Here is an 8,996-nt window from a genome sequence, read left to right on the forward strand (position 1 = left end):
GACATATTGTCATTCAGTTTTCAATGTTCATTTGTCGCGCTTTTGAAAAGCGCAATATTTACTATAGCACGTTCATTTTTAAAACGCAACTATTAATTTCGAATAAATTCGAAATTAAAACTTTTTGTTTTCGTTTCGAATTTCTTTGTTGTGATTGCTCACAAGATAGTACTATACATCGTCTATATTTTAAATGCAAGTGTTTTTTAAAAATTAATTTTAAAAGTTGAGTAGAAATCATTCTACTCAACTTTATTTAGATTTCTGTTCTATATTCTATCGCTCTCGATAGCGTTACTTCATCGGCATACTCTAAATCTCCACCGATAGATAACCCTTGTGCGAGTCGCGTCGTTTTTATACCAATCGGTTTAACGAGGCGAGTAATATACATCGCAGTAGTTTCGCCTTCAATATTTGGATTCGTTGCGAGTATTAACTCTTTTACGTTTTCGTCTTTTAATCGCTCAATTAAACTCGGAACATTAATATCCTCTGGACCAATACCATCCATCGGTGAAATCGCACCGTGTAGTACGTGGTATAGTCCGTTATATTCACGCATTTTCTCCATCGCAATGACGTCTTTTGTATCTTGAACGACACATATCATCGAGCGGTCACGGTTTTTATCCCTACATATATAGCATGGATCTTCGTCCGTAATATGACCACAGACCGAACAATATTGTAGTTCTCGTTTGACATCCATCAAACTTTTAGAGAAATCCACAACGTCTGTCTCTTTCATATTGAGAACATAGAACGCGAGACGTTGCGCTGTTTTTGGACCGATACCAGGCAATTTCATAAAACTATCAATAAGTTTTGATATTGGTTCTGGATAATACATATTACATCAGCCCTGGGATGTTTAGCCCTTTAGTATGTTGACCAAGTTTTTCAGAAACGAGTTCGTCCGCTTTATTTAATGCGTCGTTTGTCGCCGCTGTAATTAAGTCTTGTAGCATTTCGATATCTTCTGGATCGACAACTTCCTCGTTAATTACTACATCTAAGATTTCTTTATGGCCAGACACTGTTACTTTTACCATACCACCGCCAGCGCTACCTTCTATCTTTTCTTCTTTTAATTTTTGTTGCTCTTCTTCCATCTTCTTTTGCATTTTCTGCATTTGTTTCATCATGTTTTGCATGTTACCCATTCCGCCACGCATTTATAAAACCTCCAATAATATATTTACTGTATTTATTTTAATCGGACTGACCTTTTATTTCAACGATACTGCTATCAAAGAGTTCTTTTGCTTTGTCAGAAGACTTTACTTCCTTCATAGTTTCTTCTCTAGATTCTTTAAAATTCGCAACATATTTCTGCCGAACGTCTTCCCAAGCCTCTTCTGGTACTCCGACTACTTTTACTTTCTTCCCTATTATAGGATGAATCAATCGTTCTAATTCTTCTGTTTTATTACTATCGTTGTTTATAAGTTCAGAATGTACCTCGTTTTTAAACTTAATAAGCACTTTCGTTTCACTCGCAGTCACCGGATCTGAGTCTTTAATAAGTGCACGAAGTGAGTTTTGTCCCTGTGCTTCAACGTGTTGTATAACATTTGCCCATTCTCTTTTAATTTTTCCTGTATCTTCATGATTCGCTTTATCGAGTACTTCTTTAATTTTTTCGAAAGAATATGGTTTGTTTCGTGGAATTTTTCTCTCTGGCATCTGTCTCACTGGAGCACCATTTTGAAGTGCCGCTTCAAGTGCATTCACTTTTCTTTTTAACGCTTCAATTTCTCCATTATTAGATGAATGAGATTGGTTGTTTACTCCATTATCTTTCTTCAGAACTTCGATCATTTTAACAATGACCACTTCAAGATGAACAGACACATTGACACTAAAGCGCATCATGACCATCGCATCATTTAAAATATCAATCATTTGATAAAGTTTAGAATCATCCACTGTGTTTAGTGCGTATTTGTCATCATCATATAGTATCGTATCTCTTAAATAATAGACGAGTTCATGGACAAGCCGAATCGGATCTTTACCCTCATCTATAAACTGATGATACTTCATAAACGCTTCTCTAGTTTCGAGATTTAAAATGAGTTGCATAAATTCATTTAACTCATCAAATTTAATACCACCAGTAATCATTACTGCGTCATCTAATGTAACTTTATTACCACTAAATGCAATCACTTGGTCGAGAATCGATAACGAATCTCGCATTCCACCTTCAGCTGAACGAGCGATATAAGCGAGAGCATCTTCTTCGTATTCAACATTTTCAGTATCAGATACATACTTTAAGCGTTCAACAATCTCATCTGTTTCAATTGCTTTAAAATCAAAACGTTGCGTTCTAGAAATAATCGTCGCTGGGATTTTATGCGGTTCAGTCGTTGCAAGGATAAAAATCGCATGATTCGGTGGCTCTTCGAGCGTCTTTAAAAGCGCGTTAAAAGCACCTGTCGTTAACATATGGACTTCATCTATAATATACACTTTGTATTTCGCTTCGTTCGGTGCATATTTTACCTTCTCACGAATATTACGAATCTCGTCTACACCATTATTAGATGCTGCGTCGATTTCAATGACGTCGTTCGAGCTACCTTCTGTAATACTTTTACAAATCGCACAATCATTACACGGTTCTCCACCGTGATTGTTCGGACAATTCACTGCCTTAGCAAAAATTTTAGCAATCGACGTTTTACCCGTCCCACGTGGACCATTAAAAAGATACGCATGAGATTCTTTGTTACGTTCGATCGCATTTTTTAACGTTTGCGTTATGTGCTTTTGACCGACTACATCGCCAAAACTTTGCGGTCTAAACGCACGATATAGTGCTTGATATCCCAAATTTTCGCACCTACTTTTTTAAAAATATTACTCTAATTATACCATACGTCGACTCATATTTTTCACTGATAAAGAACAACAAAAAAGCAGAACTCAAGGAATTCCCTCAGTTCTGCTTTCTCATAATAAAAAAACCGTGCACCACTTTGTCGAATATCAAACACAAGCGTTACTCACGCATTCGACTCAACCTCGGCTACCCTACGGCACATAGAATGGGCCACTTAATGCTGCTTCCTTCCGGACCTGACATGGTTCATGACGTTCTATTGCATAGGACCGAAGTCTCAACATCGACGTACGTGAGGCAGACCTCACATCTGATTCCTCAAAAGTGGAATTCGGTCTTGCTAGAGCGGATTGCAAGTACAGGGCACCGCTAATTCCCCACTTAGCACGGTAAAATTAATATTAGCAAAAAATAATATCATTGACAACCGTTATCTCTTTTTACGAAGGAAAAGCGCCACTAAGCCTGCGAGCGTTAATAACACAACACCTACAACCGCAAAGATAAGTGCCTTTGAAGCCTCTTTAATTTGAGGATCATTCTTTTGAATTTCTTCCTCTACAACTTCACTCTCGTCTGCGCTGTCATCTTTAATATCGATATCAATATTTACTTTGTTTTTATTTTCAATTTCAACATCGACAGACTCATTTACCGCTTTTCCATTCACTTCTACAACTTTTACAGTATGCGTCCCTGGTTGAAGTTCTTGAGCGACATAGCGCCCATTAGGATCCGTTTCAATCACTCTGTTACCCACTTCAACTTTCGCCTGAACAGGTTTGTCATTTAGTGTCACTCGTCCGCTAATCGAATAGCTCTCTTGATTGACAGCGACGACAACCGATTCCCTAGACGCTTCTTGTTGAACAGGTGTCTCCACTGGTGGAGTGACCTCTTGTTGCGGCTGTTGATTTTGTCCATCATTAGGATTTTGATTCCCATCAGTTCCAGGTGTTTGCAACGAATCACCTGGATTATTATTGCCGTCGTAATTCCCTGGGTTATTATTTTCATCATAATTTCCCGGGTTATTATTTTCATCATAATTTCCCGGGTGATTATTTTCATTATAATCTCCCGGATTTTGATTGTTTAAGTTTCCATCATTTTCATCTGCATAGGCAGGTGTTGAAATGAGTAACCCACCTAGAAGTATCGCAATCGATTTTTTCATTGTAATTCTCCTTCAACACTTCTTTTCGTATTCGTTTATTATAAACATTATACCATGAATAAGCCTATGTCCGTCGGGTTTTTCATTTATCCTACTCTTGATTGTCTCTTTAATGTTTCATAATATAAATAATGAATAAATAATAAAGGATGAAACATATGAGCGAACTTAAAACGAAAGGCTATAAGCGCTACGATTATATGAAAGAACTATACTATGAAGGAATTGAAAAAGACTTTGAAATTCTTCGAGACTATTTCCGTAACGACTTACCTGAAGATGACTACGCAAAAGGGCTAAACCGTTATAGACGTTATTCACGTGCACTCGTATTACCAACGAGTCAACAAATCGAATGGCTACCAAACATTAAAAAAGACGGTAAAGAATATGCAGCATACTTCCAAGGTAAATTTAACCCAGAACACCCGGGTGATTACCGTGAATTCGCAGCAATTGATGATCATATTTTAAACAATACACTGCTTCAAAAAATCATTATGGCAGATTATAATGAGACGTTTTGGAATGATGAAGATCTCATCATGCCAATCCACGTCGGTGTACATTTTGTAAAACTTCGCGTTGAACATGAAGACGACGTTGCGGTTTCATCACCAAACTCGTTACATCAGGACGGTGAGCCTTTTACATTTGCACACCTGATTGAAAGAAGAAACGTTGAAGGTGGCACGAATGCGATTGGCATACCGGAAGTCCGCCATAAACTTCCAGAAGAAACAACAGACGATGAACTACACGAAGTATTTGAAATTACAGAGCCGTTAGAATCATATGGAGTCACAGACCACATGGTCAGTCACTACGTTAGTCCGATCACGCGTGGTGAGAAGGGTGAAGAAGGCCTAAGATCCGTCCTTCTAATTGATTATCAACTGACAGTTGTCGCTGAAATGGAAGAATAAATATACTTCTTTTTAATAAATATTAAGTTTTACGCATATAAAACGTTTCCATGATATAATAATTAAAAACAGATAAAGGAGATAGGTCTATGACGATTCAAGATTTTGTAATTGACTTTGCATTTGCATCTATCCTCGTCTTAATTGGACAGTTCCTCAGATCTAACTTAAAAGTATTCCAAAAGTTCTTCATACCTGCGAGTGTACTCGCTGGATTTTTAGGGCTAATATTTGGTCCAAACGGGCTTGGTTGGATACCATTTTCTGAGGCAATGGGTGGTTATGCTGGTCTTTTAATCATTTTAGTATTCGTAGTCGTTGGAGTTAACGGTTTTGAATTTAAACGTGGCTCTGGTGATGATTCACAACTTAAACGAATTCTTGGATACCAAATATTTAAAATTATCGTGTGGGCACTTCAAATTTTCGTACCACTTGTATTTACAATTGTCGTTCTTAAGAAAATTTGGCCAGGCCTAAACGATGGTTTTGGAATGCTACTTCACTCTGGATTTTACGGTGGACACGGAACAGCAGCTGCTGTAGGTTCAACGTTTAAAGATCTTGGGTTTGAAGATGCACAGGATATCGCAATTACATTTGCAACGTTCGGTATTCTTACTGGAATTTTCGGTGGTATTATTTTAATCAACATCGCAGCACGTAAAGGTCAGACAGCTTATATGAAAGACTTTAAGTTCATCGATGGAGATATGAAAACTGGACTAATTTCTTTCCAGAATAGACGTCCATTCGGTCAACAAACAATCTCTTCTGTTTCGCTAGATACATTAACATATCACGGCGCATTTATCGTCGCATTAACAGGTATGACGATCGTACTTAACAGATGGCTTGCTGAGCATGTATTAGCTGGAATTCCTGACTTTACTCTCGGATTCATCTTAGCGCTTATATTCTTCTTACTTCTTAGAAATACGCCAGTATATGATTACATCGACAAAGATGTGAATACGAGAATTTCAGGTTCCGCAACGGATTATCTCGTTATTTTCGGTATTGCGTCAGTTAAACTAGATGTCGTTATGTCTTATGCTGGACCGATTATTTTATCACTGATTGTTGGTTGGTTACTTGTATTCATTATCATTTGGCCACTCGGTAAGGCATACAGTAAAAACGACTGGTTCGAGCGTTCAATTTTCGTATACGGTTATTTAACAGGGGTATTCGCAATCGGATTTGTATTATACAGAATTGTCGACCCAGACAACGTATCTGAAACAATAGAAGATACAGCGATGACACCAGCAACAAACATCGCCGAAATTGTCGTGTGGTCACTGTTCCCAGCACTACTAATTAGTGGGCAGTGGCTCATTGCAGCAGCAATTCCATTTGTAATTCTTATCGGAAGTGTTATCGCAACAAAAGTTACAGGCACATGGGTATTTAACGTACCAGATAGCGAACGAAATGTATTAAAAAATCAAATGAAATAACAAAAAGGCAAGATTCTAATATAAATAATAGAATCTTGCCTTAAATGTATTACTTATAAATATTTGAACGATTGCCTACAGAAATAATATTAATAATGATTTATCATCATAAATACTAGTTATTATTCTGTACTTTCCTATACGATATCTCCAATATTCATTCAGATTTCCTTTACAATGTCTTAAATATTCTGTTAAAAGGTCTATAGTAATATGAATAATAGTCCATCCAAGCATCAACATTACCTTTTGCCTCAATATTGCTCAAAGCATGATTAAATTCTTCTATACCGACTTGTAGTCTCATAATATACCGCCTGTCTTACAAAAGATTGATGCCAATGCCTATAACGCTTTTGCCCTAGATGTTTCATGGCTTAATCCTATAATCTAAGCTCCATCATTAATTGGACACCATATTCTGTTACCTCTTCGTCTATTGTTTCAAAACCTTGCTTTTTCCACATTCTAACAGCCGGCTCGTTTTCTCTGATAACACTGAGCCGAATCTTCCGCATGTCTTTTCCTTTAACATAAGCAACAGCGTGATTATATACTTGTTGACCAATACCCTGTTTCCTATAATTTTGATCGATGACCAAGTAACCTATCATACAGGTGTAAATTTTAGGATAATTGAATAGGATGTCTAGAAAACCAATAAGATTCTCTTCTCTATAGATGCCATACACTTCTTTATTTTTTATATCTATGCCGGGAGGCACATCCAATAGGAATTCTTTTATAACTTCATCAAAAGATGGGACGACCTCCATATAATCTCTGAAATGATCTGTATTCCTCATGATGAAGTTATAAAAGGGCTTAAAATCTTTTTCCTTGTCAAGTAATTTTAATTTAAAGGGTTGCATTTAACTTTCTCTCGCTAATGTTAATTTATAATGAGTTATTGAATTATGGGTCCCATGGTGTTCTTCAATTTCTTTGAAATTTATCTTCTCCAACATTCTCCTTGAGCGCTTATTTTTCTCGTGTGTTTTAGCAATAAAAGTCGTAATGCCCAGTTCGCTTGAAGTATTTTCAATTGTATGATCTATTGCTTCCGTGCCAATACCCTTTCCCCACAATTCACTCTCACCGATGGCAATTTCTAATTCAACTGTTTCTTTATCTATAAATGTAACATCCACATATTCGACTATTTTTTTCAAATTCTATTCCTTCTCTAATACACTCTGCTGAATCATTATTTACTTGAAGTATCCACCACTTGTGTATTTCTTCTTCATTTCTGTTTAGCTTCCATCCATTTGACGAGCAAAATTTTTGCTCTTCACTCCAGTCCAACACATAAGTGATGTCAGACTGTCGTATTAGTCTAACTGAAACATTTTCTGAAGATATTTTTTGTTCCATTAGTTCAACTCCTTCAACATCTTCTCAAATAAGAAGATGTTTGCTGATTCATCTGATTATTCATTCCACGATATAACTTCAGCATTTTCAATTGAAACTTGTCCTATACTCAATATGTGGGGAACAAGATGGAACATTCCGAACCTATTTCTCTTGTTGCTTTCCCTTTGAAAGTAGTCAAATGTCTCTTTGGGTATCTTATCCAGTTCTTCGTAATCATCAATTTTTAGCAAATTAATATTGCTGGGGGATATGGGAGCGGATGGTCCTCCATAATATTTCTGGTTGTAATAATATATTGCATTTTCGTTCCCTTGCAGATTCTCTATAGGAATCTTATAGAATTTGACCTCATCAGGTACATTTACGTTCAACTCTTTCATTGCTTGGTAGATGTGATTAGGGTGTAACGGAGAAAAATGGACCACATCATTCCATCGGCAATTCAATTTGGGTACCTTTCTCTCCAATAATAACTTGCGATCAGGAGAATTGTTATACTTATCCATGTATTTTTCATAGAGCTGAGCATCGATTTCCTTTATTTGATTTAGAGGAATCAGCTTTTCTCCGAGCATACTATTAGGTACTAGATGGTATACATATTTCAAAGTGATATCTCCTTTTAGTGCTGTGATTTTTATAAGTAACATCACAAATACATGTCTTTTCATAAAATATTTTCTTTTTCTTCTTTGAGAATAATATTTAGCTACTTAAATAAGGATTGAATCTTTAGAGCAACTTCTTTTAGTATAACATTAATCAATGACCGCTTCTCTATATCTATCCAGATTGGTCGATATACTCCTCTAAAAGAATCGAGTCAGATATAAAAGGATTACTAAAGAACTCAAAATATATGTTCTTTAATAATGAAAATTTCTCTACTATATATACAAATATTATTGAAATGATACTATCTTTATTCTTCTTCATAAGGTTCAAATATTGTCCAAAATATAGTGTCTGTTCAATAAATTTAGTCTAACAGTAACCGTGGACATAGTAACATCCCTTTAAGGGTTACATTGGAACACATACTTGGTGAATACTATAAACCACACTCAAGACGATTTAGTTGTTCTTGTGTAATTCTTATTCTGTATCATCCGCTTAAATTCCCTGCACTTTTAAAATAAAAAGTTCTATGATCCGTAGGGCTTTCCATGCCTTTATACAACAAAAACTTCCTAAAA

At 36.2% G+C, this 8,996-nt stretch carries 11 protein-coding genes and 1 other RNA gene; 2 read left to right on the forward strand and 10 right to left on the reverse strand.

Features of this window, described 5'->3' with window-relative positions; translation table 11 throughout:
- Positions 1-256: 256 nt before the first annotated feature.
- From recR to HMPREF3177_RS00100, 5 genes are all read right to left on the reverse strand, one after another.
- Positions 257-853, reverse strand: coding sequence for a recombination mediator RecR (gene recR / locus HMPREF3177_RS00080; RefSeq protein WP_068131143.1), 597 nt, complete (start codon positions 851-853; stop codon positions 257-259).
- Position 854: 1 nt separating this feature from the next.
- Positions 855-1,178 (reverse strand): YbaB/EbfC family nucleoid-associated protein, encoded by a 324-nt coding sequence (locus HMPREF3177_RS00085; RefSeq protein WP_040928876.1) that lies wholly within the window; start codon positions 1,176-1,178, stop codon positions 855-857.
- Between the two features lie 37 nt (positions 1,179-1,215).
- Positions 1,216-2,844 carry a DNA polymerase III subunit gamma/tau gene (gene dnaX, locus HMPREF3177_RS00090; RefSeq protein WP_070456156.1) on the reverse strand — a complete coding sequence of 543 codons (1,629 nt, stop codon included), beginning with the start codon at positions 2,842-2,844 and terminating at the stop codon, positions 1,216-1,218.
- Positions 2,845-2,978: 134 nt separating this feature from the next.
- Positions 2,979-3,244: signal recognition particle sRNA large type (gene ffs / locus HMPREF3177_RS00095), an RNA gene on the reverse strand.
- 40 nt (positions 3,245-3,284) lie between these two features.
- On the reverse strand, positions 3,285-4,031 hold the full coding sequence (locus HMPREF3177_RS00100) for a carboxypeptidase-like regulatory domain-containing protein (protein WP_070456158.1): 747 nt from the start codon (positions 4,029-4,031) through the stop codon (positions 3,285-3,287).
- A 158-nt stretch (positions 4,032-4,189) separates the two neighbouring features.
- Here HMPREF3177_RS00100 and HMPREF3177_RS00105 point away from each other — a divergent pair, with 158 nt between their 5' ends.
- Positions 4,190-4,957 carry a 2OG-Fe dioxygenase family protein gene (locus HMPREF3177_RS00105; RefSeq protein WP_083286794.1) on the forward strand — a complete coding sequence of 256 codons (768 nt, stop codon included), beginning with the start codon at positions 4,190-4,192 and terminating at the stop codon, positions 4,955-4,957.
- Between the two features lie 89 nt (positions 4,958-5,046).
- A complete protein-coding gene (locus tag HMPREF3177_RS00110; protein ID WP_070456162.1) occupies positions 5,047-6,420 on the forward strand; it encodes a sodium/glutamate symporter in 1,374 nt (457 codons plus the stop codon).
- 172 nt (positions 6,421-6,592) lie between these two features.
- Here HMPREF3177_RS00110 and HMPREF3177_RS08660 read toward each other — a convergent pair whose 3' ends face one another.
- From HMPREF3177_RS08660 to HMPREF3177_RS00125, 5 genes are all read right to left on the reverse strand, one after another.
- Entirely contained in the window at positions 6,593-6,727 is a 135-nt protein-coding gene (locus tag HMPREF3177_RS08660; protein ID WP_256374318.1) for a hypothetical protein, read from the reverse strand.
- Positions 6,728-6,803: 76 nt separating this feature from the next.
- The gene (locus HMPREF3177_RS00115) at positions 6,804-7,292 is read right to left on the reverse strand and encodes a GNAT family N-acetyltransferase (protein WP_070456164.1); all 489 of its coding nucleotides are present in this window, start codon (positions 7,290-7,292) and stop codon (positions 6,804-6,806) included.
- Positions 7,293-7,592 (reverse strand): GNAT family N-acetyltransferase, encoded by a 300-nt coding sequence (locus HMPREF3177_RS08325; protein WP_083286795.1) that lies wholly within the window; start codon positions 7,590-7,592, stop codon positions 7,293-7,295.
- Positions 7,549-7,797: a hypothetical protein gene (locus HMPREF3177_RS08455; protein WP_083286796.1), complete on the reverse strand. Its 249-nt coding sequence runs from the start codon at positions 7,795-7,797 to the stop codon at positions 7,549-7,551. The genes HMPREF3177_RS08325 and HMPREF3177_RS08455 overlap by 44 nt, the downstream gene beginning before the upstream one ends.
- 56 nt (positions 7,798-7,853) lie before the next feature.
- The gene (locus HMPREF3177_RS00125; protein WP_083286797.1) at positions 7,854-8,471 is read right to left on the reverse strand and encodes a hypothetical protein; all 618 of its coding nucleotides are present in this window, start codon (positions 8,469-8,471) and stop codon (positions 7,854-7,856) included.
- Between the last annotated feature and the right edge of the window lie 525 nt (positions 8,472-8,996).

Source organism: Nosocomiicoccus sp. HMSC09A07, from assembly GCF_001808485.1.
GTDB classification, from domain to species: domain Bacteria; phylum Bacillota; class Bacilli; order Staphylococcales; family Salinicoccaceae; genus Nosocomiicoccus; species Nosocomiicoccus ampullae_A.

Excerpts from the sequence above, each read along its gene's own strand:
- HMPREF3177_RS00125 (WP_083286797.1), bottom strand. The coding sequence starts at position 8,471 with ATGAAAAGACATGTATTTGTGATGTTACTTATAAAAATCACAGCACTA.
- HMPREF3177_RS08660 (WP_256374318.1), bottom strand. The coding sequence starts at position 6,727 with ATGAGACTACAAGTCGGTATAGAAGAATTTAATCATGCTTTGAGCAAT.
- HMPREF3177_RS00105 (WP_083286794.1), top strand. The coding sequence starts at position 4,190 with ATGAGCGAACTTAAAACGAAAGGCTATAAGCGCTACGATTATATGAAA.
- HMPREF3177_RS00085 (WP_040928876.1), bottom strand. The coding sequence starts at position 1,178 with ATGCGTGGCGGAATGGGTAACATGCAAAACATGATGAAACAAATGCAG.
- recR (WP_068131143.1), bottom strand. The coding sequence starts at position 853 with ATGTATTATCCAGAACCAATATCAAAACTTATTGATAGTTTTATGAAA.
- HMPREF3177_RS00100 (WP_070456158.1), bottom strand. The coding sequence starts at position 4,031 with ATGAAAAAATCGATTGCGATACTTCTAGGTGGGTTACTCATTTCAACA.
- HMPREF3177_RS08455 (WP_083286796.1), bottom strand. The coding sequence starts at position 7,797 with ATGGAACAAAAAATATCTTCAGAAAATGTTTCAGTTAGACTAATACGA.
- HMPREF3177_RS00115 (WP_070456164.1), bottom strand. The coding sequence starts at position 7,292 with ATGCAACCCTTTAAATTAAAATTACTTGACAAGGAAAAAGATTTTAAG.
- HMPREF3177_RS00110 (WP_070456162.1), top strand. The coding sequence starts at position 5,047 with ATGACGATTCAAGATTTTGTAATTGACTTTGCATTTGCATCTATCCTC.